The sequence below is a fragment of the Nocardia sp. NPDC087230 genome (genome assembly GCF_044744725.1).
In the GTDB taxonomy this organism is placed as follows: Bacteria; Actinomycetota; Actinomycetes; order Mycobacteriales; family Mycobacteriaceae; genus Nocardia; species Nocardia canadensis.
Genome location: NZ_JBIUYV010000008.1, coordinates 12,275 through 36,681, shown reverse-complemented (window position 1 = coordinate 36,681; position 24,407 = coordinate 12,275). Strand labels below are relative to the sequence as shown.

At 68.4% G+C, this 24,407-nt stretch carries 24 protein-coding genes; 9 read left to right on the top strand and 15 right to left on the bottom strand.

The features are described 5' to 3' along the window. Nucleotides 1–40: 40 nt before the first annotated feature. Both groL and groES read right to left on the bottom strand, forming a co-directional pair. Nucleotides 41–1,651, bottom strand: coding sequence for a chaperonin GroEL (gene groL / locus ACIO52_RS24425; protein ID WP_218717754.1), 1,611 nt, complete (start codon nucleotides 1,649–1,651; stop codon nucleotides 41–43). A 158-nt stretch (nucleotides 1,652–1,809) separates the two neighbouring features. Beyond that, entirely contained in the window at nucleotides 1,810–2,109 is a 300-nt protein-coding gene (gene groES / locus ACIO52_RS24420) for a co-chaperone GroES (RefSeq protein ID WP_110037083.1), read from the bottom strand. A gap of 362 nt (nucleotides 2,110–2,471) precedes the next feature. Here groES and ACIO52_RS24415 point away from each other — a divergent pair, with 362 nt between their 5' ends. Beyond that, nucleotides 2,472–3,977 (top strand): Hsp70 family protein, encoded by a 1,506-nt coding sequence (locus tag ACIO52_RS24415; protein WP_218717753.1) that lies wholly within the window; start codon nucleotides 2,472–2,474, stop codon nucleotides 3,975–3,977. Here ACIO52_RS24415 and tsaD read toward each other — a convergent pair. The 7 genes from tsaD to ACIO52_RS24380 all read right to left on the bottom strand — a co-directional run bounded on the left by tsaD (nucleotide 3,974) and on the right by ACIO52_RS24380 (nucleotide 10,537). Then, on the bottom strand, nucleotides 3,974–5,020 hold the full coding sequence (gene tsaD, locus ACIO52_RS24410) for a tRNA (adenosine(37)-N6)-threonylcarbamoyltransferase complex transferase subunit TsaD (protein WP_218717752.1): 1,047 nt from the start codon (nucleotides 5,018–5,020) through the stop codon (nucleotides 3,974–3,976). The genes ACIO52_RS24415 and tsaD overlap by 4 nt on opposite strands. Beyond that, nucleotides 5,017–5,511: a ribosomal protein S18-alanine N-acetyltransferase gene (gene rimI / locus ACIO52_RS24405; RefSeq protein ID WP_218717760.1), complete on the bottom strand. Its 495-nt coding sequence runs from the start codon at nucleotides 5,509–5,511 to the stop codon at nucleotides 5,017–5,019. Before rimI ends, tsaD begins: the two co-directional genes overlap by 4 nt. Before the next feature lie 29 nt (nucleotides 5,512–5,540). Then, complete coding sequence (gene tsaB, locus ACIO52_RS24400; RefSeq protein ID WP_218717751.1) at nucleotides 5,541–6,239, bottom strand: tRNA (adenosine(37)-N6)-threonylcarbamoyltransferase complex dimerization subunit type 1 TsaB; 699 nt, start codon at nucleotides 6,237–6,239, stop codon at nucleotides 5,541–5,543. Nucleotides 6,240–6,304: 65 nt separating this feature from the next. Beyond that, on the bottom strand, nucleotides 6,305–6,760 hold the full coding sequence (tsaE, locus tag ACIO52_RS24395) for a tRNA (adenosine(37)-N6)-threonylcarbamoyltransferase complex ATPase subunit type 1 TsaE (RefSeq protein WP_218717750.1): 456 nt from the start codon (nucleotides 6,758–6,760) through the stop codon (nucleotides 6,305–6,307). After that, nucleotides 6,753–7,829, bottom strand: a complete 1,077-nt coding sequence (locus tag ACIO52_RS24390; protein WP_402647046.1) for an alpha/beta fold hydrolase — start codon at nucleotides 7,827–7,829, stop codon at nucleotides 6,753–6,755. The genes tsaE and ACIO52_RS24390 overlap by 8 nt, the downstream gene beginning before the upstream one ends. After that, nucleotides 7,826–8,962: an alanine racemase gene (alr, locus tag ACIO52_RS24385; RefSeq protein ID WP_316573711.1), complete on the bottom strand. Its 1,137-nt coding sequence runs from the start codon at nucleotides 8,960–8,962 to the stop codon at nucleotides 7,826–7,828. Before alr ends, ACIO52_RS24390 begins: the two co-directional genes overlap by 4 nt. A 135-nt stretch (nucleotides 8,963–9,097) precedes the next feature. Further along, nucleotides 9,098–10,537 (bottom strand): NAD(P)H-hydrate dehydratase, encoded by a 1,440-nt coding sequence (locus tag ACIO52_RS24380; RefSeq protein ID WP_402647044.1) that lies wholly within the window; start codon nucleotides 10,535–10,537, stop codon nucleotides 9,098–9,100. A gap of 69 nt (nucleotides 10,538–10,606) precedes the next feature. Here ACIO52_RS24380 and ACIO52_RS24375 point away from each other — a divergent pair, with 69 nt between their 5' ends. Next, nucleotides 10,607–11,032: a cupredoxin family copper-binding protein gene (locus ACIO52_RS24375; RefSeq protein WP_218717747.1), complete on the top strand. Its 426-nt coding sequence runs from the start codon at nucleotides 10,607–10,609 to the stop codon at nucleotides 11,030–11,032. Nucleotides 11,033–11,211: 179 nt separating this feature from the next. Here ACIO52_RS24375 and glmS read toward each other — a convergent pair whose 3' ends face one another. Continuing rightward, nucleotides 11,212–13,092: a glutamine--fructose-6-phosphate transaminase (isomerizing) gene (gene glmS, locus ACIO52_RS24370; protein ID WP_218717746.1), complete on the bottom strand. Its 1,881-nt coding sequence runs from the start codon at nucleotides 13,090–13,092 to the stop codon at nucleotides 11,212–11,214. A 120-nt stretch (nucleotides 13,093–13,212) separates the two neighbouring features. On the opposite strand from glmS, the gene ACIO52_RS24365 reads away from it, so the two are divergent. Next, on the top strand, nucleotides 13,213–14,070 hold the full coding sequence (locus tag ACIO52_RS24365; RefSeq protein WP_218717745.1) for an alpha/beta hydrolase: 858 nt from the start codon (nucleotides 13,213–13,215) through the stop codon (nucleotides 14,068–14,070). A 47-nt stretch (nucleotides 14,071–14,117) separates the two neighbouring features. Here ACIO52_RS24365 and ACIO52_RS24360 read toward each other — a convergent pair whose 3' ends face one another. Genes ACIO52_RS24360 through ACIO52_RS24350 form a run of 3 tightly spaced genes read right to left on the bottom strand, consistent with a single transcriptional unit; the run spans nucleotide 14,118 to nucleotide 15,921 of the window. Beyond that, a complete protein-coding gene (locus tag ACIO52_RS24360; RefSeq protein WP_402647039.1) occupies nucleotides 14,118–14,996 on the bottom strand; it encodes a hypothetical protein in 879 nt (292 codons plus the stop codon). A 2-nt stretch (nucleotides 14,997–14,998) separates the two neighbouring features. Next, nucleotides 14,999–15,358 (bottom strand): hypothetical protein, encoded by a 360-nt coding sequence (locus tag ACIO52_RS24355; protein WP_218717743.1) that lies wholly within the window; start codon nucleotides 15,356–15,358, stop codon nucleotides 14,999–15,001. Continuing rightward, on the bottom strand, nucleotides 15,346–15,921 hold the full coding sequence (locus ACIO52_RS24350) for a YbaB/EbfC family nucleoid-associated protein (RefSeq protein ID WP_402647036.1): 576 nt from the start codon (nucleotides 15,919–15,921) through the stop codon (nucleotides 15,346–15,348). The genes ACIO52_RS24355 and ACIO52_RS24350 overlap by 13 nt, the downstream gene beginning before the upstream one ends. A gap of 72 nt (nucleotides 15,922–15,993) precedes the next feature. Here ACIO52_RS24350 and ACIO52_RS24345 point away from each other — a divergent pair, with 72 nt between their 5' ends. From ACIO52_RS24345 to ACIO52_RS24320, 6 genes are all read left to right on the top strand, one after another. Next, the gene (locus ACIO52_RS24345; RefSeq protein WP_218717741.1) at nucleotides 15,994–16,443 is read left to right on the top strand and encodes a hypothetical protein; all 450 of its coding nucleotides are present in this window, start codon (nucleotides 15,994–15,996) and stop codon (nucleotides 16,441–16,443) included. Between the two features lie 364 nt (nucleotides 16,444–16,807). Then, nucleotides 16,808–17,206 carry a hypothetical protein gene (locus ACIO52_RS24340; protein ID WP_402647032.1) on the top strand — a complete coding sequence of 133 codons (399 nt, stop codon included), beginning with the start codon at nucleotides 16,808–16,810 and terminating at the stop codon, nucleotides 17,204–17,206. Next, complete coding sequence (locus tag ACIO52_RS24335; RefSeq protein WP_218717739.1) at nucleotides 17,203–17,544, top strand: hypothetical protein; 342 nt, start codon at nucleotides 17,203–17,205, stop codon at nucleotides 17,542–17,544. Before ACIO52_RS24340 ends, ACIO52_RS24335 begins: the two co-directional genes overlap by 4 nt. 20 nt (nucleotides 17,545–17,564) lie before the next feature. Continuing rightward, nucleotides 17,565–17,903 carry a hypothetical protein gene (locus ACIO52_RS24330; protein ID WP_218717738.1) on the top strand — a complete coding sequence of 113 codons (339 nt, stop codon included), beginning with the start codon at nucleotides 17,565–17,567 and terminating at the stop codon, nucleotides 17,901–17,903. Between the two features lie 3 nt (nucleotides 17,904–17,906). Continuing rightward, the gene (locus ACIO52_RS24325; protein WP_402647029.1) at nucleotides 17,907–19,838 is read left to right on the top strand and encodes a hypothetical protein; all 1,932 of its coding nucleotides are present in this window, start codon (nucleotides 17,907–17,909) and stop codon (nucleotides 19,836–19,838) included. 69 nt (nucleotides 19,839–19,907) lie between these two features. Beyond that, nucleotides 19,908–21,608, top strand: coding sequence for a serine/threonine-protein kinase (locus ACIO52_RS24320; RefSeq protein ID WP_402647026.1), 1,701 nt, complete (start codon nucleotides 19,908–19,910; stop codon nucleotides 21,606–21,608). Nucleotides 21,609–22,204: 596 nt separating this feature from the next. Here the strand turns inward: ACIO52_RS24320 and ACIO52_RS24315 are convergent. Next, on the bottom strand, nucleotides 22,205–22,633 hold the full coding sequence (locus tag ACIO52_RS24315) for a hypothetical protein (protein WP_402647024.1): 429 nt from the start codon (nucleotides 22,631–22,633) through the stop codon (nucleotides 22,205–22,207). 50 nt (nucleotides 22,634–22,683) lie between these two features. Beyond that, entirely contained in the window at nucleotides 22,684–24,387 is a 1,704-nt protein-coding gene (locus ACIO52_RS24310; protein WP_402647021.1) for a hypothetical protein, read from the bottom strand. Between the last annotated feature and the right edge of the window lie 20 nt (nucleotides 24,388–24,407).

The following is a 24,407-nucleotide window of genomic DNA, read 5'->3' as shown; positions in this document are numbered from 1 at the left end:
GAACCGCAGTGCGGTCCAGGGGCCTTCGTCGTGCCGCGGGTCAGTGCGCGTGGCCGTGATGCCCGTGGTCGTCGGCCTCCTCGGCCGGCTTCTCCACGATGGCGCTCTCGGTGGTCAGGATCATCCGCGCGACCGAGGCGGCGTTCACCACGGCGGAGCGGGTCACCTTGACCGGGTCGACGACACCGTCGGTGAGCAGGTCACCGTAGGTCAGGGTGGCGGCGTTGAAGCCCTCCTTGCCCTCGGCGACCTTGCTGACGACGACCGCGCCGTCGACACCGGCGTTGGTGGCGATCCAGAACAGCGGCGCCTCGAGGCCCTTGCGGACGACCTCGACGCCGACGCGCTGGTCACCGGTCAGCGAGTCGCGCAGCTCGATCAGCGCGGTCGCGGCCTGCACGAGTGCGGTACCGCCACCGGCGACGATGCCCTCCTCGACCGCGGCCTTGGCCGCCGCGACCGCGTCGTCGACGCGGTACTTGCGCTCCTTGAGCGCGGTCTCGGTGGCCGCGCCGACGCGGATCACCGCGACGCCGCCGGCCAGCTTCGCCAGACGCTCCTCGAGCTTCTCGCGATCCCAGTCGGAATCGGTGGCCTCGATCTCGCGACGCAGCTGCGCGCTGCGGGCCGCGATGTCGGCCTCGGTGCCCGCGCCGTCGATCAGGACGGTCTCGTCCTTGGTGACGACGATGCGACGCGCCTGACCGAGCTGCTCGATGGTGGCCTCGCGCAGGGTGACGCCCAGATCGGGGTTGATCACGGTGCCACCGGTGACGACGGCCAGGTCGTCGAGGAACGCCTTGCGGCGGTCACCGAAGAACGGCGCCTTGACCGCGACGGCCTTGAGGGTCTTGCGGATCGAGTTGACCACCAGGGTGGACAGCGCCTCGCCCTCGATGTCCTCGGCGATGATCAGCACCGACTTGCCGGACTCGGCGATCTTCTCGAGCAGCGGCAGCAGGTCGGGCAGCGAGCTGATCTTGTCGCGGTGCAGCAGGACGTAGGTGTCCTCCAGCACGGCCTGCTGGGTCTCGGGGTCGGTCACGAAGTAGGGCGAGAGGTAGCCCTTGTCGAACGCCACACCCTCGGTGATCACGAGCTCGGTCTGGGTGGTCGAGGACTCCTCGACCGTCACCACGCCGTCCTTGCCGACGGTGGTCAGCGCCTTGCCGACCATCGCGCCGATCTCCTCGTCGCGCGAGGAGACGGTGGCGACCTGGGCGATGGCCTGCTCGCCGGAGACCGGGGTGGCCGCGGCCAGCAGCACCTCCGACACCTTGTCGGCGGCCAGCGCGATGCCCTGGCCGAGGGAGATCGGGTTGGCACCCGCGGCGACGTTCTTCAGGCCGGCGCGCACGAAGGCCTGGGCCAGCACGGTCGCGGTCGTGGTGCCGTCACCGGCGACGTCGTTGGTCTTGGTGGCGACGCTCTTGACGAGCTGCGCGCCGAGGTTCTCGAAGGGGTCCTCGAGGTCGATGTCCCGCGCGATGGTGACACCGTCGTTGGTGACGGTCGGGCCACCGAAGGCCTTGGCCAGCACGACGTGGCGGCCACGGGGACCGAGGGTCACCTTGACGGCGTCGGCGAGCTTGTCGACACCGCGTTCCAGAGCCCGGCGAGCCTTCTCGTCGAACTCGATCTGCTTTGCCATAAAGGATTCAGCTCCTGTGTTGAATGGCGGCACTCCCGGGCCCCTACGTGGTGACGCGAGCTGCCGCCTCCGGGTCCGTCGCTCATGCCGCGAGTGAGAACGCAATCCGCCCCGGGTCGCTGGACGACGCCGGGGCGGAACGCGAATGCGGCGTTGGCCTACTTGGTGACGACGGCCAGGATGTCGCGCGCCGACAGGATGAGGTACTCGCCACCCTGGTACTTGATCTCGGTGCCGCCGTACTTGCTGTAGATGACGACGTCGCCTTCCTTGACGTCGACGGGGATGCGGTCACCCTTGTCGGTGATCCGGCCCTCGCCGACGGCGATGACGGTGCCCTCCTGCGGCTTCTCCTTGGCCGTGTCCGGGATGACCAGGCCGGAGGCCGTCGTCGTCTCGGCCTCGTTGGCCTGGACGAGGATCTTGTCCTCGAGCGGCTTGATGTTCACGCTCGCCACGTTGAGCCCTCCACTTTCAGGGGAATTCGGTCGTCCGGAACTGTTGTCCCGGACCGGGTTTCGGTCTGCATGCGACCCTGCGCGTCAGCCCCGTCGTCGCGGGTGCCGGGACCCGAAGCCCAGTAGTCGACTGGCACAAGCACAGCTACACAGTGCCGACTAGCACTCTATACGTGAGAGTGCCAGCGCTCAAGGCCGGGTTCTGCCAATGTCGCATTTTCGACACGCCCACACTGGCCAGTGATCTTCACATCGCTTGCCACAATCTGTAACGTTCGCATAACAGGCTGTGAAAGGATATGTATAGCGTTCCATTCGAGATGGTCGGCATCACAGAACCATCCGCTCGAAGGGAGGTGAACATGCGAACATCCCTCGGCATCTCCGCAGGTAACGAGGTGGTGTGCTCAGCGCTGGTCGCCACCGGTCCGGCCGGTGAGCAGAGCTTCGATTACCGCGTCGTCTCCGCCGACGCGGCCCATTCCGATCTCGGCGATCTCGTGTCGTCCTCGATCGAGCTGATGACCACCCAGCTGCCCGTCACCCAGGGCGCCGCCATGGCGGGCGAACCGCTCGGGCGCTATTCCACCGGCGCGCACCGCAGGGCCGAGTCGGCCCGATCGCGCCCACCGACCAGCGTCGCCGTCGCCTACCGGAACAAGGAGCAGGCCCAGGCCATCCGGGCCGCCACCACCCGGCACCGGGATCTGCGGCTGGTGCCCGAGGGCACCGCGGCGATGACCTACTTACGCGACACCGGCCTGCTCGGCCGCTACGCCACCGTCGCCGTGGTCGACCTCGGCGCCACCGGACTCACCGTCACCGTCGTCGACTACGCCGACGGCACGATCCTGCACACCGAACGCACGCCCACGCTCAGCGGCAACGCCATCGACGAGCTGATCTACCACCACCTCGTCGACCTGCACTACGCCCGCCGGGGCACCAGGCCCAACCGCGGCACCCTGACCAACCGGGGCCGGGCGGCCAAGGAGCACCTGTCGATCGCGCCCGCGGTCACCATCGACCACGTCGCCGGGCAGCCGCTCAAGCTCACCCGCTCCGATTTCGAGGAGCTCATCGGTGGGCTGCTGCGCAATATCGCGCTGTTCACCGGTTCGGTCTTCACCCGCGCGCCGAAGTACCCCGAGGCGGTCGCGGTGATCGGCGGCTGCGCCAACATCCCCGCCGTCGTGGAGACGCTGCACGGCAGGCTGGACGTCCCGGTCCTCACCGTGCCCGATCCGGAGGCCGTGATCGCCAAGGGCGCCGCGCTCGTCGCCGACGCGGCGGCACCCTCGGCCCTGCAGGTGGCCGCGCTGGGCGACGCCCCGAGCGGCACCTTCGCCAAGGTCGCCGGGACGCTGGCCGGCGCGGTCGTCGTGGTCGGCCTGGTGATCGGCTACGGCGTGCAGGCGGTCTCGCCCGACCCCGCCGATGTCACCCCCGCGGGCACCAGCAGCACCGTGCGGCAACCGCCGTTACCCGTGGTGCCGCAGCAGGCACCGACACCCCAGAATCGCGAGAGCACCGACCGCACCGGCGTCACCAACGCGCCGCCCACCACCGAAGTCACGACGACCCCGGCCCCGACCACGCCGTCGACCACGCCGCCGTCGTCGCCCCCGAGCCAGATGGCCCCGCCGTCGTCGACGACGGCGCCCACGCTGCGCCCGGATCCGAATCTGCCGCAGATCCCCTACCCGGAGTCGCCGCTCGGCCCGATCGACAGTGGGTCCTCGGGTGGCCAGCAGCAGCGACCGTCGACGCCGAACACCTCACCGTCCCAGCGGCCCGCCCAGGGCCTGCTCCCGGTGCCGCCCGCCGCGAGTACACCGGAGAGCGCGCCACTGCAGCTGATCGACTAGCCGCGCAGAGCGCTCACCGACACCGGCAGACCCGGATCGGTGGCGACCGTCAATTCCGCGGGCTGCGCGCCCGCCGCGATCACGTGCGCACCGAGCGCCGCGATCATCACCCCGTTGTCGGTGCACAGCCGAGGCTTGGGCACCCGCAGGGTCAATCCCGCTGCCGCGCAGCGTTCCTCGGCCAGCGAACGAATCCGCGAATTCGCGGTGGCACCGCCGCCGAGCACGATCGTGTCCACGCCGACATCGGTCGCGGCGCGCACGGCCTTCATCGTCAGTACATCGGCCACCGCCTCCTGGAAGGACGCGGCGATATCCGGGATCGGCAGCTGGTCGGGGCCGATGCCCTGGCGCTGCGCGGCCTCGACATAGCGGGCTACCGCGGTCTTGAGGCCGGAGAAGGAGAAGTCGTAGCGGGCATCGCGCGGACCGGTCATGCCGCGCGGGAACGCGATCGCGCGCGGGTCGCCGTCCTTGGCCGCCGCGTCGAGGTAGGGACCGCCCGGGTAGCCGAGGCCGAGCAGGCGGGCGACCTTGTCGAAGGCCTCGCCCGCGGCGTCGTCGACCGTGCTGCCGAGTTCGGTGATCGGCGAGCCCAGGTCGGTGACCTGCAGCAGGTGCGTGTGCCCGCCGGAGACGAGCAGCGCCACCGCGGGCGGCAGCGGACCGTGCTCGAGAGTGTCCACCGCGACGTGCCCGCCGAGGTGGTTGAGCGCGTAGAACGGTACGTCCCAGGCGGCCGCGTAGGCCTTGGCCGCGGCGACGCCGACCAGCAGCGCACCGGCGAGGCCGGGCCCGATGGTGACGGCGAGCGCGTCGGGCTTGCTGATGCCCGCGGCGGCCAGCGCCCGGCGCATGGCGGGCACGATCGCCTCGAGATGCGCGCGCGAGGCGATCTCGGGGACCACGCCGCCGAAGCGCGCGTGCTGGTCGACGCTGGAGGCCACCTCGTCGGCGAGCAGTTCCAGCGAACCATCCGGGTGGCGCCGGACGATGCCGACTCCCGTTTCGTCGCACGAGCTTTCGATGCCCATGACGATCACGACAGCACCTCGTCCTGCCTGCCGCGCGCGGCCCATTCGTCGGCCGCCACGGTGAGTTCGGGCCTGCGCATCGTGTACGCGTCGGCGCCGCTGGGGTGGTAGTAGTTCTTGCGCAGCCCGATGATGTGGAAACCGTGCTTGGCGTAGAGCGCGATCGCGGGCGCGTTGTCGGTGCGGACCTCGAGGAACACCGGGCCGCCACGTTCGGCGGCGGTGGCCAGCAACGCCTCCAGCAGCAGCGTGCCGATGCCGCCGCGATGACAGTCCGGATCGACGCCGATGGTGTGCACCTCGGCTTCGGGATGCGCGGCGTCGCCGAGCAGCGCGATGCCCGCGTACCCGACCATCGCGCCGTTCGCGTCGCGGGCGGTGATGTAGCGGTTGTGCGCGCCGGCCAGCTCGGACCGGAACGACACCGCCTGCCAGGGGTCGTCCTCGGGGAACAGCAGGTGCTCGAGCTCGACGCAGCGGTCGATGTCGTGCACCGTCATCGGTGCGATCCGGTAGTCGGACACGGCGCTCACGCCCCGGTCCGGTCGAGGGTGCGGAAGCTGTTCTCCACGGCGTCGGGCCTGCGCAGGTACAGCGGGACCAGCGGCTCGGGCGCGGTACCGGCCAGCAGCTCGGCCGCGGCGACGGTCACCAGCCCGGCGGGCGAGGGCGTCTCGCTCGGCAGCACCGGCAGATCGAAGTAGTCGACGTGGGCGGCCGAGCCCGCGATCGCGGCGGCGTCGCCGAGCGGGACCTCGGCGGGCTTGCATACCTCAGGTCCGGCGCTGCGCGTCCCGTTCAGGTAGCGGGCCCAGTAGACCTCGCGCCTGCGCGCGTCGGTCACCACCAGCAGTTCGCCGATGTCGCGCTGCTCGCCCGTGGCCTCGGCCTCGGCGGCGATGGCATCGAGGCTGCACACCCCGTACACGGGCAGCCCCAGCGCGTCACCGAAGGCGGCGGCGGTGGCCATCCCGACGCGCAGCCCGGTGAACGGGCCCGGCCCGATCCCGACGACGAGCGCGTCGAGCTCGTCGCGGCGCACCCCGGCCTCGGTGAGGCATTCCAGGATCTGCGGGGTGAGCACTTCGGCGTGGGCGCGGGCGTCGACCTTCACGCGGGCAGCGAGCGTCGCCACGGCGGGCCGGGCGTCCGCGTCGGCGGCAGGTGACAGATGCACCAATCCCGCTGTAACGGCGGGTGTCGCGGTGTCGACTGCTAGTACGAGCATGATTGTCTCAACAATACCGGGTGGTTTCCGCGCCCGGCGCGCACCGGTGCCCGCCGATCCACGGGTTATTCGATCCACTCCCAGATGGCCGTGCGCACATCGGATTCCGGTTCCCGGGCGAGTTGCACCCGCAGATGCCGCTCGGTGAGGTGTTCGACGACACCCTTGCCCCACTCCACCACCACGACGGCGTGATGTAAGTCGGTGTCGAGGTCGAGAGCGTCGAGTTCGTCCAGGTCGCCCGCGAGGCGGTAGGCGTCCACGTGCACCAGCGCGACGCCGGGCGTGCCGTCGGGCCGCTGCCCCGCCTTGTGCGCCCGCGCGATGATGAAGGTCGGCGAGCTGACCCGGCCAGCCACGCCGAGACCCGCCGCGATCCCCCTGGTCAGCGCCGTTTTTCCGGCGCCGAGCGGACCGTCGAGCACCACCAGGTCGCCGGCGCGCAGGGTCGCGGCCAGCTCCCGGCCGAACGCCTCGGTGTCCTCGACCGTGGCGAGGACACGCTGCTGTGGCTCAGCCACCGACGGCCTCCCCACTCCGCGCGTCGCCGAAGCCGGCGGCGGCCAGCAGCCGGTCGAGCGCGTCCAGCGTCACCTCGGGGTACTGCAGGTGCGGCATGTGCGCGGCCTCGCGCACCCGCACCAGCTCGCTGCCGGGCAGGGCCGCGGCCAGCGCGCGCGAGTTGCGGAACGGGATCACCATGTCGTGCGCGCCGCCCAGGACCAGCACCGGCATCTCGGCCAGCACCGGCAGCGCCGCCGACTCATCGTGCAACTCAATCGCTTTCAGGAACTTCTCGATGGTCGCGACCGGGGTGCGGTCGATCATCATCGTGGTGAATCGCGACAGCGTCGGGCTCACCGGACCGTGGAACGAGCTGACGTGCAGGATCGGCGTCACCAGCTGCTTGCTCGCGGTCCGGCTCACCTGGACGACGGCGGGCGCGGTGCGCACCGCCATCCGGAATCCGTCGATGGCCGGATGCCGCAGCAGCTGCGGCAGCCCGGTCGCGGTCACCTCGGCGGCGGCGGTGCAGAACAGGCCGACCGCGCGCACCCGCGCCGCGAAGAGTTCGGGAAACTGCGCCGCGGCCGCGAGCACGGCCATCCCGCCGAGCGAATGGCCCACCAGCACCACCGGCCCGGTCGGCGCGCACTCGCGCAGCACGGCGGCGACATCGTGGCCGAGCTGGGCGACGGTGCAGCTCTCGGTGCTCGGCGTGCCGGAGCGGCCGTGCCCGCGCTGGTCGAAGAAGACCATCCGGACCCGCGGACCCCAGGCGCGCGCGAGATCGCGGCGCTGGAAGTGGAAGGACTCCATGCTGTTGCAGAAGCCGTGCACGAACACGACAGTCATCTCGGCGGACTCGTCACCGTAGGTGCGGGTGGCCAGCGACACACCGTCGTCGGCGATCACCGACCCCGGCTCGTCGTCGTCGATCAGGGCGAAGTTCTCGTCGCGGTACTCGTCGCGTTCGGCGGGCCACAGCACGCGCGCGCCGATCCGGCGCAGCGTGTGCGCGACGGCGAGCGCGCCGAGCAGGCTCGCGGTCGCCAGGCCGCCGCGCAGGATCACCCTGCCCCGCGTCATCGGCCGGTCCCCACGTAGCGGCGCACGGCCCGGCCGCGCGGCGAGCAGACCACCTCGTAGTCGATGGTGTCGAGCAGCCTGGCCCAGTCGAGCGCGTGCGGATGCCCGGCGCCGCCGCCGAAGAGCACCGCCCGATCACCCTCCCGCACGCCGCCCGGGTTGTCGCCGAGGTCGACCATGAACTGGTCCATGCACACCCGCCCGACATTACGGTGCCGGGACCCGCCCAGCCACACCTCGAAACGCCCACTCAGCGAGCGGAATACACCGTCGGCGTACCCGGCGGGCACCAGCGCGACCGTCGTGTCACGCGGCGCGATCCAGCGGTGCCCGTAGGACACGCCCTCCCCCGCCGGCACCCGTTTCACCAGGGTGACCTCGGCTTGCAGCGTCATCGCGGGCCGCAGCCCGAAGTCGCCGAGCTCCGGGATCGGCGACAGCCCGTACACCGCGATGCCCGGGCGCACCACGTCGAAGTGCAGGTCGGGGCGGGTCAGCGTGGCCGCGGAGTTGGCCAGGTGCACCTGCTCGGGTTCCAGCCCCTGCTCCTTGGCCTGCGCGATCGCCTCCACGAAGCGTTCCCGCTGCCGGTCGAGCATCGGATGCTCCGGTTCGTCGGAGTGCGCGAGGTGGGAGAAGATCGCCCGGAACCGAACGACCTGCTCGTCGACGAGGACGCGCAGTGCCCGCAGGACCTGCGGATACTCGGCGACCGAGACGCCGTTGCGGTTCAAGCCGGTGTCGACCTTGAGTGTCACGGTGGCGGTCCGGCCGCTCGCGCGCGCGGCCCGCTCGACGGCCCGCAACTGCGTGAGCGAGGACACCCCGATCTCGACATCGGCCGCGATCGCGGCGCCGAAATCGGCATCGATGGTGTTGAGCCAGCACAGGATCGGCGCGGTGATCCCGGCGGCGCGCAGGGCCAGCGCCTCGGCGACGGTCGTGACCCCCAGCTCGGTGGCTCCCGCCGCCAGCGCCGTGCGCCCGACCTCGACCGCGCCGTGGTTGTAGCCGTCGGCCTTGACCACCGCCATCACCCCGGCGCCCTGCGCGAACTCGCGCAGCACACGCACGTTGTGGGCGATGGCATCCAGGTCGATGACAGTCTCCACTTGCGCATTCACGGCTTCGATCCTGCCAGGACCCGCCGGATTCGTGGCAGCTGGGCTGCCTACCTCACCCCGCGGCGGCCGACCACGCGCACTCCCCGTCCACACGCGAGGGGGCAGGTTCGCGGTCGTCTCGGAATTCTCGCCTGGGTCGTGTGGTCATTCGCCCGCGAGTTCCCGCAGCACGCGGATAGCCGGGCGGATGTGCCGCAACAGCGGCGAGGCGGAGATCGGCGCGGCCGCCGGCTCGCCGTCGTATGCGGCGAGGTTGGCGGCCAAGGCGTGCACGCGAGCGGCGGCCGCGGCCGACCACGCGGGCGGGCGACCCGCCGCCAGCAGCGCGCCGAGCAGTCCGGACAGCACGTCACCCGAGCCCGCCGTCGCGGCCCACGAACCACCGGCATCGCTGACCAGCGTCGGCTCCCCCGGCGCCGCGATGATCGTCGCGCGGCCCTTCAGCAGCACGGCCACCTGCCACTCGTCGGCGAGCGCGCGCACCGCCTCCACCCGATCCGGACCGGGTTCGGCACCGGTGAGCCGGGCGAACTCACCCGCGTGCGGCGTCAGCACCGTCGGTGCGGTGCGGCCCCGCACCAGGGCGGGTTCGGCGGCGAGCAGGGTGAGCCCGTCGGCGTCGACGAGCACCGGCAGCTCGGTGGCCAGCACCTGCGCGAGCCGGTCCCTGGCCGCGAGGTCGGTCCCCGCGCCGGGACCGAACACCCACGCCTGGACCCGCCCCGTGCCCGAGATCGTGTGGCTGGCAATGACTTCGGGGAACTTCTCCAGCACCTCGGTGTCGTCGCCGACGTAGCGCACCAGGCCCGAGGTCGCCGCCACCGCCGCGCCGGTGCTCAGCACCCCGGCTCCCGGATACTTCGCGCTGCCCGCGCACACCCCCACCACGCCCTGGCTGTACTTGTCGTCCGTCGCGCCGGGGACGGGCCAGTCCGCCCCGATCGCCGCGGCCGCGAGCTGGGCGAGGTCGGGTTCGGGCAGCTGTAAACCGATCCGCACCAGCACGATTCGTCCGCAATACGGCGCGGCCAGCGCGTGCACCGGCTTGTAGGCCCCGAACGCCACCGTCACCTCGGCCCGGACCGCGGGCCCGTCGACCGCGCCGGTATCCACGTCGACGCCGCTGGGCAGATCGACCGCGACGATCGGAACCGTCACGGCCGCCACCAGCTCCGCGGCCGCCGGGCGCAAGGGTCCACGGCCGGAGATCCCCACGATCCCGTCGATCACCAGATCCACCGCGTCGAGCCGGTCGACCACCCGCCCGCCGGCCTTCCGCAGCGCCGCCAACCCCGCCGGATGCGCGCGTTCGGGACTCAGCAGCACCGCGCGCACCGCCACGCCGCGCCGCGCCAGCATCGACCCCGCCCACAGCGCGTCGCCACCGTTGTCGCCCGACCCGACCAGCAGCCCCACCGCCCGGCCCGCGACACCGCCGGTCCGGGAACGCAATTCGTCGGCCACCACGTTGGCCAGTCCGTACGCGGCCCGGCGCATCGGCATCCCCGCGGGCACGCGGGTGAACAGCTCCGCCTCGGCCGCCCTGACCTGGTCGGCGGTGAAGTAGCCACGCCGATCCGTCATCGTCGCCTCCCGGCCGCCCGCGCGGCCCACGACAGGTCCGCGATCGTTCGCAGACTACGCTCCAGACCCATGTCGATGGTTCGTCACCGCGCCGCATCCACCCGGGTTGTCGCCGGATTCGTCGTGGCCGCCACCCTGTTGATCGCCGGTTGTTCCGGCGACTCCGGGAACGCCGCCTCCACCACTACCCGCAAGCCGCGTCCGGTCACCACCACGACCACCCAGACCGAGCACAAGCCGACCAACCTCACGGTCGACGTCTCCGGGATGAAGTACTCCCCCGCCGACGCCACCATCAAGGTCGGCGAGACCGTCACCTGGAAGTTCTCCGACAAGGCCCCGCACAACGTGCAGGGCATCGGCGACAAGGCGATGGGCATCAACAGCCCGATCATCGACAAGGGCGAATGGTCCTACACCTTCACCCAGCCCGGCACCTACCGCTACCTGTGCAGTCTGCACCCGGACATGCGCGGGACCATCACGGTGTCTTAGGAGCGCTGGCGCGCTCGAGGTCGGCGGCCCCTTGGGTCCCGCCGGTCAGGCGCCGTGGCTTGCTTCTTCGTCGCTTGCGCCACGGCGCCTGACCGGCGGGACGGCCGCCGACGGCCGACTTCGTCGGCCTGCCCTCCCCAGGGGTCGGGCGTGCGGGGACGGAGTTGGGCGGAGTCGATCTATTCGACGGTGACCGACTTGGCCAGGTTGCGCGGCTTGTCCACGTCGTAGCCACGCGCCTGCGCCACCTCGGCGGCGAAGATCTGCAGCGGCACCGTCGACAGCAGCGGCTGGTACAGCGTCGGCGCGGCCGGGATCTCGATCAGGTCGTCGGCGAACGGCCGCACCGTGTCGTCGCCCTCCTCGGCGATCACGATGGTCCGGGCGCCGCGCGCCTGGATCTCACGGATATTGCTCAGCAGCTTCGAGTGCAGCACCGGGCGCCCCTTGGGCGAGGGCATCACCACGATGACCGGCAGACCGTCCTCGATCAGCGCGATCGGTCCGTGCTTGAGCTCACCGGCGGCGAAGCCCTCGGCGTGCATGTACGCGAGTTCCTTGAGCTTGAGCGCGCCCTCCAGCGCCACCGGGTACCCGACGTGGCGGCCGAGGAACAGCACCGTCGGCACGTGCGCCAGTTCGCGCGCGATGGCCCGCACCTGCGCACCGGTCTCGAGCACCCGCGCGATCAGCTTCGGCATGGCCTCGAGCTCGGCGAACTCGCGAGCGACCTCGTCGGGGTACTTCACGCCACGGGCCTGCGCCAGGGCCAGGCCGACCAGGTAGTTGGCCGCCACCTGCGCCAGGAACGCCTTGGTCGAGGCGACGCCGATCTCCGGCCCGGTCCTGGTGTAGATCACCGCGTCCGACTCGCGCGGGATCTGCGCGCCGTTGGTGTTGCAGATGGCGAGCACGCGCGCCTTCTGCTCCTTGGCGTGGCGCACCGCCTCGAGCGTGTCGGCCGTCTCGCCGGACTGCGAGATCGCCACCACCAGCGTCGACCGGTCCAGGACCGGGTCGCGATAGCGGAACTCACTGGCCAGCTCGACCTCCACCGGCACCCGGGTCCAGTGCTCGATCGCGTACTTGGCCAGCAGGCCCGCGTGGTAGGAGCTGCCACACGCGACGACGAACACCTTGTCGAACTCGCGCAGTTCCTGATCGGCGAGGCGCTGCTCGTCCAGGACGATCCGGCCGCCGTTCTCGTCGACGACGAAATGCCCGATCAGGGTGTCGGCGACCGCGGTCGGCTGCTCCTCGATCTCCTTGAGCATGAAGTAGTCGTGGCCGCCCTTCTCGGCGGCGGCCAGATCCCAGTCGATGGTGAACGGCCTGGTCGTCACGCCCTCGGTGTTGCCGGCGAAGTCGGTGACGGTGTAGCTGTCGGCGGTGATCACCACGGCCTGGTTCTGCCCGAGCTCGACCGCCTCGCGGGTGTGCTCGATGAACGCGGTGACATCGGAGGCGATGAACATCTCGCCCTGCCCGACCCCGACGACCAGCGGCGTCGACTGCCGGGCGGCAACAATCGTGCCCGGGTGATCGGCATGGGTGAAGACCAGCGTGAACGCGCCCTCGAGGCGCTGCAGGACGGCCAGCGCGCTCGCGGTGAAATCGCCCGCGGTGGGGCCCTCGGCGTAGGCGCGCGCCACCAGGTGCACCGCGACCTCGGTGTCGGTGTCGCTGAGCAGCTCGATGCCCGCGTTCTCCAACTCGCGGCGCAGCGGTGCGAAGTTCTCGATGATGCCGTTGTGGACCACGGCGAGCTTGCCGGAGGCGTCCCGGTGCGGATGCGCGTTGCGGTCGGTCGGCGCGCCGTGCGTCGCCCACCGGGTGTGGCCCATGCCGCTGGTGCCCGCGAACCGCTCGGCCCCGGCTTCGGCCAGCTCGGCCTCCAGATTGGCCAGCTTGCCCGCCTTGCGTTCGACCGCGATCGACCCGTTTCCGTCGAGGATCGCGACGCCCGCGGAGTCGTATCCGCGATACTCCATGCGTCGCAACGCGTCGACGACAACGCCGAGCGCGTCCCGGTACCCGACGTAGCCCACGATTCCGCACATGGTGGTCCAGCCTAGCGATACACCCCGATTCTCGCCGTGCCGGTGTCGGCCGTGCGCGCAGGACCGAGTTCTCCACCAGCGCCGCTTCGGCGCGCGGGGTGATCGGATACTCTTCTCCCCGTGTCGGTGTCGGTGAAGTCGCTCCTCAGCACCCTGTCCGCGCGTGGTCCCCACCGGGTGTTGCGCGGAAATCTGGGCATCGCGGGCCAGCCGGGTGTGGTGTACACCCCCGAATCCGGGCTGAGCCTGCCCGCCGTCGCGTTCGCGCACGGCTGGCTGACCAGCGCCGAGAACTACAAGAGCCTGCTCGAGCACGTCGCCTCGTGGGGCTTCGTCGTCGCCGCGCCCGACACCGAACGCGGCCCGATCCCGTCACACCTGGACCTCGGCACCGACCTGCTCACCACGCTCGACATCGTCAGCAAGGTGCGCCTCGGTGACGGCACCATCAGCGTCCACCCCGACCGCCTCGCCCTGGCGGGCCACGGCATGGGCGCGGGCGCGGCCGTCATCGCGGCCGCCCAGCGCCGCGTCGCCGCCGTCGCCGCCCTGTTCCCCGCCCCCACCTCCCCGGCCGCGGAGAACATCGCCCCCGATATCGACACGCCCGGCCTGATCCTGGCCGGCGCCACCGACCTCGACTCGGTCAACTCCAACGCCCGCGCCCTCGCCACCGCCTGGGCCGGCCCCTCCCTCCTGCGCACCATCGACGGCGCCTCCCACAACGGCATCATCGAAGGCCGCCGCCTCTTCGCCGCCCTCGGCGCGGGCCGCTACGAACACAAGACCGAGAAGACCACCCGAGCCCTCCTCACCGGCTACCTCCTGTCCACCCTCCTCGGCGACAAGACCTACGCCCCCTTCGCCGACCCCGAAGCCGCCCTCCCCCACACCAAGGTCGTCGACCCGACCGCGGTGGTCGAGGAGGAAGCCCCCAAACTCTCCCTCGGCACAGTCGCCAAGCTGATCCGGAAGTAGTCCAGCTCAGCGGGAATCCGACCGGACGACCTTCGAGTCGTGCGACATCACGCGGGCTGCGGTTGCTCCTGATTGAGACCGGAACCACCGGTCAGGATCGCGCCGACCTTGCCGATCGGCTCCATCAGAGTCTTGATGTCGGTGAAGATCTTCTTCAGATCGTTCAGCATGTCTGCGTAGGAAAGACTGTCCCGGGCTATTCGGCGCAGTGCGGCGGGAATCACGTGCGCGGCCGCCGCACCGCTCGTCGCTATGAGTTCGATCGTCCAGCCGATCGCCGCGCCGACCAAATTGGCGAGCAGGTCGCGCACCAGAGTGCGAACAGCGTCGACCGCCTTCGACACCGACTCCATCGACTTGCCCATCGTGGCCGCGATGCCACTAGCGGCATCGATTTGATCGATGAGACTGGAGGCACTGACCCGATACTGCTGACCGGAAGCACCCTGCCAATCGTCGATATCCTGCTCTACGCTGGACTTCCAGTCGGCGGCAACGGCCGTCAATTCGGTGGAGATCTTCGTCCAAGACTTTCCATACGCCTCGACGATGTCCGGGTTGCCGGCCAACTCGTCCAAGCCCTTCCGCATGAACTCCACGTGGTCGAGTATCCATTTCGCGACCTGACTACCGATGAAGGCAAACGGATCCAACACCTTGTAGGCGACTTCCATGACACTGCCCGCCAATCCGAGCATGCCGAGCATGGCGGCGTCGACTTGCCCCGACGCGAAGTTGCCGTACACATCCCACGCGTCGCCGGCGATCGTGCCCTTCAGAATCCCAGGGGTGCCTGTCTTCTGGTCACCGTTGAGACCGACGTTGGAAAGAAGTGACACATCCTCCTGGTAATACGCCTGGTTGGAGTCCACACCACTCGCGAGCAGCCCGTTCTCAGGCGCCTTCGGGTCATCGAAACCGACCACTGCTACCGACCCCCGTTCGATGCAGCGATCCCAGCTTTCAGTCCATCCAAGCTCGCACGGAACTTTCCGTCCACGTCTTCGACCGCCGACGCCACGGTCTCGAGCTTGCCGGGCAGTACCGACACCGATTCGGCCAACTTCCGAATCGCGGCGATCGCCGTCTCGTGATCGTCGTCGTATATCCATTCGACGAACGGTCGAGGTATCTCACCGAACCCGTCATCGGCGGAGCCGAGATAGGTGGCGGCTTCCAAAGCCGCGGTCATCTTCGACATCAGGTTCGTCATCTTGGTCGCATGCGCGCGGACTTCATCCGGATCAATCGAAAAATCAGCAGGACTCCCCATGATCAGACCAGCCACGACTTCCGGCTGTAGTACCGCTCGTCCTCGTCGGGCTCATCCGGCGCGACGACCGTTTCGCGGTTCGGCTTTCGGCTCCACGGCTGCGCGGGACCCGGCGGCGGCGGATAGGCGATTTCCCCGGCTGGTGGCCGCGAGGCATGTTCCGGTGCAAAGGAATTCGGTGCCTCGAGGTCCTGTTCCGCCGTACCGATCGGCTCCGGATCAGGGAACCGCTGCTCGTATCGACTGATCATGTCGACAGCAGGCGCATCGTTCCCGACCACGTCGCTCACGAGATTCGTGACCTGCCGGCGAAGTTTCGCCTGCGCACTCCGCATACATTCCATGATGGCGGCCGACACCACCACGGGATCCCTTCCCCGAGTGGATTCGGCCAGGGTGATCGCGCTGGGCACCCCGTTGCTGTCCACGGTCACTTCGACGCTGCCGTCCGTCGATCTCGCGGTAACGGCCAGCGCGACCATCGAGCGTTGCAACTCGTCATACCTCTTCGCCGTATTCTCGAGCTGTTCGGCGAACCGGCGTGCGTGATCGATCGACTCGTCCAGCCTGTTCTCCACGAGAATTTTCCTCCCCATACCCTGAATCCCGCCACCCGGTGAGCGCGACCCTACCCGTGTGAGAATGGCGCGATGAACACGGGTGAGACCGAGCACCGCACCGCCGATACCACGCAGCGGCAGGTCGCGAAATATCATGGTGCGCCGGGAGATCCGAGGTACCCCTCGCCTCGTTCGATGCGCGCTTCCCTGGCGAGCACGGTGGACGGATGCTTGTGGCTGGCAACGTTCTTCGGCTCGTGCCTGTCCCTGATCGCACTTCCCGAGAGCCCGGAGGGCCTCTTGCTGGCGGTCGTGGTCCTGCCTGTCGCGACAGTCATCATCGTCAACTCGGTACTGCTACCGCGATGGGCACGCGCGAGTGTCGGTGACCTGATCTTCGGGCTGGTCAAGATTCGCCCGAGCGACGGAGGCCGACCGACGATCCCAGATCTCGCGCGCCACATCTGGAACCCCCGGTCTGGTCGCGACGACTCCGCCACCCCACGAGTCGTGCAGGTACGTCGCCGCGACACTCGTTGACGGAACAGGGAACCGACAGGGCCGGTGCCGCGTCCAATCCCCATAGGAACGGATCCGTCGCGATGATCTACCGGAACTGCGGTTCGGCGTCGAATGAGCAGCCTCGTGCCGCCTGGACGGTCCGGTAAGGTCGTTGCTCATCGGGCGGGGAGTCCCGGGGTGCCGGAATCGGTAGGAGAAACCTGTGCAGGCGAGTCGGAGAACGACGCTGGTCGCAGGCTTGGCTGTCGCGGGGATGCTGGCGGTGAGCGGGCGTGGATCCGACAGCCCGGATGACCAGGCGACCGTGGCTCCGACATCGACTGGGAGCGAGGACAACAACTGGAATACTCCGGGTAGCTCTCGCAAGTGGCTGAGCTGCAGGTTGACACAAAGTGACGGATTCGCGGCGAGTATCACGGCGACCACCATCACCGGGCAGAGCATCCGTGAGAGTCCACGTACTCAGTGGACTCCAGGCGAGCAGTCCACGATCGCGGGCCGCGCGGCGATCACCTTCCCCCGCGAAGGTTCCGCCTGGGCACAACTGCGCACCGGCCCGATCACCGATCGCCCCGAACCCCGGTCCAGCGCACGCTGGTTCGATTTCACCGACGACGGTCGCTATCTCATGCGGCGCAACCGCGAGCACGTACGGCTGAGTCGGGCCGGCGCCGCCGACCTGACCACGCTCTTCACGAACTGGATCGATCGAGCCCTCACCCGGCTGCACGAACAAGAGGAACATGCCATGTCGACACCATGGGGCGGTGGTCCGCGATGAACTGGCTCGCCAGAATCGACAGCATCACCAACGACCACATCGCCGCCACCCATCAGGTCGAAAGCCGGGTCGAACAGGTCGAGCGCGAAGCCGACGAGGCGACCCAGCAGATCGGCGAGCGAGTCGCCGCGATGGGGTTCGGCGCCGAGACGCCGGAGGAACGCGCGGCGCGAGAAGCCCGCGAGGAACGCGACCGACTGATGTACGAGTACCGAATGCGAGCACAGCAAGCGGCATCACCGGCCCACAGCCGGGAAGTCTATGTGCAGCCGTCGGATTGGACCGACGTCGACGACGCACGAGCCAATGGGTTCGGCCGTGACTCGTGGCTGGTGTAGCGGTATGGAGGGGATTTCCGGTGAGTGACTGGTTGAACATGAACGCGGACACTGTCCGCGCACAGAGCGCCAAGCTGCGTGGCGCCGCGCAAGAACTGTCGGCGGTCGCCGGGTCCTGGGGAAACATGTTCGACAAGAACGACCTGGGCGCCGAGTACGCCGCCGAAGCGGCGGCTATCGTCACTGGCTTCGAGCACACCACCACCGCGGTGAAGAACTGGTCGAGCGCCTGCACCGCATTCGGCGACGCGCTGACCAATAGCGCCGACAGCGTGCAGTACACCGACGCGCAGTTCTCCGCCGCGATCAATACGGTCTCGGTCGACACCAAGGGCGATCTGACCATCGGGGGGAAGTAGGCCATGTCGGACGATTCCAAGCTCAGCTTGGGTGCGGGCAATGCGGGCGCGTGGGTCACCGTCAACGGGGCCGGAACCGACAGGTCCGCCGTGTGGGCGGGCTACGGCGATCATGCCGCAGGCGACGTCGAAGTCGACGAGACGATCTCGGCCGACTCCGGCACGTACAACACGGCATTCGACGCAAGCCAGATCCTGTCGTACGGGTCGACACCTTGGGCCTCGAACGGAAGCATGGGCGGTGACGTCTACAAACCGTTCCTGAAGTGGTTCTATCTGGTACAGGAACGGTACGAGCTCTCCGGGGCCCCCGCGGCCACCGGCATCTCGCTGGACTCCGAAGACGCAATGGCCAAGGCGTACTTCAAGCAAGCGGACATGAAGCTGAACAATCTCGTCGGAGCCGCTCGCCGCATTTCAGCCGCGATGCCCAAGATCGAGACCGCGCAGAGTGATCAGGAGCAGGCCGTGCGGGTCCTCGACGGCGCATGGCAAGGCACGAGTGGTAGCGCGGCGAAGGTCAAGCTGAGCAACCTGAACTCCTGGTCCGACGAAGCAGCCACGGAAATCGGCCAGCTGCCCACTGTTCTCGAAGCCGCCGTCGACGGGATCAAGAGCTGCCTACAGCGAAAGGCCAACGCCTTCGGCAAGCTCTACGAAGTCACCAAAATCAATGGCGTCGACATGACCAATGGAAGTTGGGGCGGCCTAACCTTCAACGACAAAGGCGGCGACGACGCATCGTCAGGCGACGATGATGTGTCGTTGATCCTCAACTATGCCGAACGACGAGGAATCGGCGATAAGGTCCGATTTCGTGTCGAGGAACTGATGGACCGGGGCGTGTTCGGTGTCGCCAGAACCACAGATGTTCTCACGGACTACAGAGCCGGGATGGACCCCACCTATTTCGATGATCAAGCCCAGGCACTCTGCGACCAATGGCGCAAACACTTTCGCGAGAGCGCCGAGGGATACTTCAGGGCCTACACGAATCTGTGCACCGAAACAGACACGGCGGTCAAGGCATATCTGAAGGTCGTCACCGACGCACTGAACAATGTCGAGCATCTGTCCACGCCACCAGCTCCGACCACCGAGCAACCGAATCCCCAGTCACCGGGCACATCACCGGCGACCAACCCGGCGGGCACCACAACCGACACCTCGACCGGCGCCGGCGGCACGACAACCGGAGACACCACCGGCACGACAACGGACGAGACGAAGACAACCACCGCCGGAATCACGAACCCGACATCGACAGATGACGATGACGATGACGATGACGACGACAGCTCGACCACGGACCTGAGCAGCCTGCTCTCCACGGTCTCGAGTGGACTGTCGACATTGAGCTCCGTGGTCAGCGAACTGTCGAGCCTGACCTCGGGATCATCGACCTCTGCCGAGTCCATCGCCGAATCGATCGGCACCGGCCTCAGCTCGCTCGGCACATCGATCACCAGCGGCATCGAGCAGTTGAGCACTCTGTTCAGCAGCACCGGTTCGACCGAATTCAATATTGCGGGAACCACTTTGAGTTTGGCCACCGGCACGGATGGACAGCTTCAACTCACCACAACCGACTCCACCGGCACCTCCCATCAATACGGCCTCACCCTGAACGAGAACGGCATCCCCGTGGTGAGCGACACCGCCTCGACGGGCTCTGTCGGCACCGGCGAGCCCTCGGCATCCTCCGGCCAAGGCCCCGCGGGCCTCGAAGACGCCGGGACATCCTCCGGCGCGACGCCGAATCCGACCGGCTCGCTCAACGCCAAAGGCCAGGAAGCCGAACACAACCCGGGTAGCTACCACGGCGCCCCGGCCTGGACCGCCGAGGACGAGCCCGCCGCCGAACCACCACCTACGGTCCCCGATACCCAGGCCGGCGATTCGGGTGCACAACTGGCGGAGGCCGGCCCGCTGTAAGTCACCCGGAGGAACCGATCACCGGACGCATCCGCCGAACCTCGCGACGCCAGAAAGACAGGAACAACTGTGGACACCAGGGGGATTTCGGAGACCTTCGCCGGCTACGGTATTGAACGGGTCCTGGGCAGAGGCGGAATGGGTACGGTGTATCTCGCCCGGCATCCGCGACTGCCGCGCCAGGTAGCTCTCAAGATTCTCAACGCAGATCTACTGGGCGACAATGAGATTCGGCAGCGATTCGAACGTGAAGCCGATCTGGTGGCACGACTCGATCACCCGAACATCGTGGCCGTGCAGGATCGCGGCATCGAAGGGCCGAATCTGTGGATCGCCATGCAATACGTTCCCGGATGCGATGGCGGCACCCTCGGCAGCGTCGATCCGGCGCGGGCGATCCGCATCATCATCGAAATCGCCGCGGCGCTGGACTTCGCCCACGGTCGCGGCATCCTGCATCGCGACGTGAAGCCCGCCAACATCCTGCTGTCCAGTCCTGATCCGCACCTACCCGAACGGGTGCTCCTCGCGGACTTCGGCATCGCGCGGCTCCGCGACGATGTCAACGGCGTTACCCAGACCGGCACATTCACCGCCACGCTGGCCTACGCGTCTCCTGAACAGCTTTCCGGCCGAATACTGGATCACCGCAGCGACCAGTATTCTCTGGCCTGCACGCTATTCACCTTCCTCACCGGCACACCCCCTTTCACCGCCACGAACCCGGCCGCGGTGATCAGCGCCCACCTGGCCGCGCCGGCACCTCGGGTGTCCGAACGACGACCGGGATCGGCGCCCGAGCTCGACTTGGTTATCCAACGCGCATTGGCGAAGGATCCGAATCACCGGTTCGCTTCCTGCACGGAGTTCGCCCTGGCAGCCGCTCGTGCGGTGGGCAATCACGCTGCCGCACCGGCGGGCTTCGCCGCCCCCGCGGGGAGACCACCGCTACCAGCGAATGCCCGGCCCATCGCCGCACCGCCGCACAACTTTCCTCCGCCCGCGATACCCGCGCGCGTGCCACCGCGGCACCCGGGCCCGATGGGCCGAAGTCCCCTGTTGCTGACGCTGTGGTGCGCGTTCTTCGCTCTCGCGCTCAGCACCCGCGGACTGGCCTACTGGTTGAGGTGGTACCCGGAGGTCATGGTGGGGCCTGCCCTTGCGCTGGCCGTGCTGGTCCCGTTGGTGTCGGCGGCCAGATGGGGCCATCTCCTCGGATCTCGAACAGCACTCGCCGTCGGCCTCACGATCTGCGCGATCGGCAGCCCGCTGGCCCTGGCACTGGGACAAGGTTCCTTCCCGAGGGCCGCGGTGAGCGCCGCCGTAGTGATATCAGCCGCCGCGACAATGGGCAGCGCCCTGGCGGTCATCTTCAGCACGCGGGCACCGAAGCCCCTCGATGCGGGCGTGGCCGCGGTTCTCGCCGCCGTCCCCGTCACGCTGGTCGGCGCCATCGAGCTGATCTATCTCACGATGGATCAGGGGTGGTGGAGCCTCTGGCCGAACCTCTACCTCCTGCAACTCACGATCCCACCACTCGCGCTGCTGGCGCTGATCCTGCTGATCGCGCAACCCCCCGCACTCCGCACCGGCCCGCAGCAAGCACCGGTCACCTGGACACTGGCCGGCGGATCCGCGGCACTCACCGCCGCCGTTCCGATCATGTACACGCAGAACGAGCCGTCGCTGCTGATGTGGAGTGCCCTCTCGGTGGCCGTCGTCTTCGTGGCTCTCGCGATTCGCCTGACGACCCGGCGCAACGCAGACTGAACCGCGCACTGCGCAATCCGGTCCGGTTGGCCGGAACCGATCTCCACGCGATCGACTCGGTCGCGTCTTCAGCTGAAACGGACCGCTCGAACCTCGAGTCCTGGAATGCGTTCGAAGTGGCGGACGTTCGCCGTAGCGACTTGCCAGCCGATGCTCATCGCGGTAGCGGCGACCAGGACGTCATGGGCACCGTTCTCCTGGCCCCGCCGCGCTAGATCGGCGGCCCACACACCCGCACGAATTCGGCCGCGAGCATGTCGAACGGCTGTGGCGGAAACGCGGCGATCGCCATTTCCACGAACGCCTCACGTCGGGACCGCAGTTCCGGCCGCGCACGGCCTCGAGGTCGTCGCCGAACTCGGGGTCGGGTGTCGCCGCCGATGTCAGCAGGCGGATGGCTTCATTCATCGCGCGACCGCGCCGACGGCCGGTCTCGGGGTACTCGTCCGGATGGACGATGACGCAGGCAAAGCTACCGAAAACCGTACAGATCCGTACATTTTTCCTGCCGATATCGGGTTCAGTGCGGCCTGACCCGGATTCCTCCCAGTCTTCGGCGCACCCCGAATGCGCCTAGGTTGTCCGATCAGACCTCGTCAGTCCAGCCAAGTAGAGCGACGGTAGTACTCGGATTCGGAATCGTAGTCGCCGTCGGACGGCGCCACCGTCGACCGAGCTTCCCGCGCTGCCCGAGCCCGCGCGACCGCTGCCCGGATCTCGGCCTGCCGCTGCTGCTCGGGAGTCATCGACGGGTCGGGGACGAAGGTCGCGGGCACCGGGGGTGCGGCAGCGCGGGCAGGCTCGTACACCGGTTCGGGCTGGACCGGTTGCGGTTCAGCGGATTCCGCAGCCTCCGCTTCCGGCTCCGCATCGGCCAGCTCGCGTAGCCGCTGGGCGGCGTCGACCGCGAACTGTTCTGCACGGAGCGAGGTCTGACGGTTGATCTCGTCGATCTCGTCCATCAAGATCGCCGAACGCCGACGCGCGTCCGCCGCGATCTGCTCGATCTCTGCCGCGTAGTCCACGGTCGATCATTCTCCCGGAATCGATGGCGAACCGGCAGCGCTCACCGCGGTCACAGCGGCCCTGCCTCGGCGAGAACCGCGCCGCTGTCGCCCGGGTCGCTCACCGGGTGATCCTCGACGCTCGGCACATGCTCACCGTCGGTCTCCTGCTTGGTCGACCGGGGACCGACGGGCACACCACCAGCGACGGAACCCGAAGACTGTTCGCCCGAACCGATCTCGCTGGTGACCGGGGCGTTCGTCAGATCGGGAGTCTCGGATGTGGTCGCATCCGCGCCACCACGGCCTCCGGTACCCGCCTCGGCGAGCCCGGCTTCACCCTGGCCGCTACCGGATTGCGGTGTGCCCGAGCCCAGTACGCCCGTGGTGTCGTCCGCCTGCCCGGTCGTCGCACCATCGACGGACGTGGAATCCTGCGTCAGCACCGGAATCCCGTTCTCGTCCAACGTCAACGTGTACTGCGTCGAGCCACCGTTGGCATCGGTCGTCGTCAACGACAGCCCGTTCTCGCTGGCCTCGATGCTCACCTCGGTATCGCCGAGTTGGAACGAAGCCTCCGTCTCGCCGGACAGCAAGCTGCTCGCCTGCTCGGTCAACTGCTCGATGCCGTCGCTGATCGAGGTACCAACCGATTCGACCACCGAGGTGAGCGTGTCACCGAGATCGCCGGTCAGCGCTTCCGAGAGGGTGGTGCCGAGTTCGCTGATCGTCGAGGTGAGGGTACTCAGCGCGTCACTGGTATCCGAATCGTCGTCGGTGGTGGTGCTGGAATCGTCGGTAGTCTTCGCTCCGGTCGTTGTCTTCGTCGTCGAGCCGGTGGTCGTCGACGTGTCACCGTTCGAGGTCTGGGTACCCGCCGCCGTAGTTTGATTCCCGGCCGAGGTCGACTGGTTGCCATTCGTCGTCGTTTGGGTGCCTGCGGCCGTGGTTTGATCGCCGTTGGCCTTCACCTGTGTGCCGGCCGGAGGGGTCTTCTGCTCCTCTGTCGTGGTGGCAGCGACGGACTTCGCGCCGTCGTACGATTTTTCCTCGACTGCGTTGAGCGCGGTGACGATAAGGTCGTATTTGCCCTCGATCGCCGTGCGCGCAATCGAGCAGGCCGAGTTGAATGCGGTCACGCTTTGCTCGTATTTGAACACGAACGTCTGATTCAGCCATCGCTCGCACTCGGTCTTGATCTGCTCGGGGTACTTCTTCGGGAAGATCGCGCCAGGAATCATCTTCTCCCAGACTTCCTTCTCGATCTCCCCCGTTTCCTTGCCGGTGATCACCTGGTCGATATCGGTCGGCGTCAGATTCGCGACCGTGACCTTGCCGTCCACCAACAGTTCGTCGATAGCCTTGACCTTGTCCTTCACAGTCTGCAGGATCGTCGTGCTCGCCGTGTTCAAGGCATCGAGGACCTTCTGCACGGCCGTACAGTCCGTCTCCGAATGACTCGCCAGACTCGCAACGACTTGGATACCGCGGGTCCCCGCCTCCCCCTGCCACGACACGGGCAGCACCTGGCTGACCTGGCGTTGTTTGTCGGACTGAGACTTCGCGGTGGTCAGCGCCATCTGGAGGCCGGCCGCTGTTGCCGCCAATGTCTGAAGGTTGAGGCCGCGTTCTGCGTCGTATGCCGCGTAGATCGACGACAGAGTCATCGTCTCCGCCGCGGGAAATGCTCGCAGATACCTCGGTGTCAAATCTGTGAAAAACCCCAGGCCCTTGGCAGCGCCATCATCGAGTACCCCGTCGACGGTGTCAGCCATGATTGATCACCTCCCCTGTG

Coding starts and splice junctions, on each gene's coding strand:
- ACIO52_RS24310 (WP_402647021.1), bottom strand. CDS start 24,387: ATGGCTGACACCGTCGACGGGGTACTCGATGATGGCGCTGCCAAGGGC.
- glmS (WP_218717746.1), bottom strand. CDS start 13,092: ATGTGCGGAATCGTGGGCTACGTCGGGTACCGGGACGCGCTCGGCGTT.
- ACIO52_RS24390 (WP_402647046.1), bottom strand. CDS start 7,829: ATGACGCGGGGCAGGGTGATCCTGCGCGGCGGCCTGGCGACCGCGAGC.
- groL (WP_218717754.1), bottom strand. CDS start 1,651: ATGGCAAAGCAGATCGAGTTCGACGAGAAGGCTCGCCGGGCTCTGGAA.
- ACIO52_RS24415 (WP_218717753.1), top strand. CDS start 2,472: ATGCGAACATCCCTCGGCATCTCCGCAGGTAACGAGGTGGTGTGCTCA.
- ACIO52_RS24345 (WP_218717741.1), top strand. CDS start 15,994: ATGAACACGGGTGAGACCGAGCACCGCACCGCCGATACCACGCAGCGG.
- ACIO52_RS24325 (WP_402647029.1), top strand. CDS start 17,907: ATGTCGGACGATTCCAAGCTCAGCTTGGGTGCGGGCAATGCGGGCGCG.
- ACIO52_RS24375 (WP_218717747.1), top strand. CDS start 10,607: ATGTCGATGGTTCGTCACCGCGCCGCATCCACCCGGGTTGTCGCCGGA.
- rimI (WP_218717760.1), bottom strand. CDS start 5,511: ATGACGGTGCACGACATCGACCGCTGCGTCGAGCTCGAGCACCTGCTG.
- ACIO52_RS24380 (WP_402647044.1), bottom strand. CDS start 10,537: ATGACGGATCGGCGTGGCTACTTCACCGCCGACCAGGTCAGGGCGGCC.
- ACIO52_RS24335 (WP_218717739.1), top strand. CDS start 17,203: ATGAACTGGCTCGCCAGAATCGACAGCATCACCAACGACCACATCGCC.
- tsaB (WP_218717751.1), bottom strand. CDS start 6,239: ATGCTCGTACTAGCAGTCGACACCGCGACACCCGCCGTTACAGCGGGA.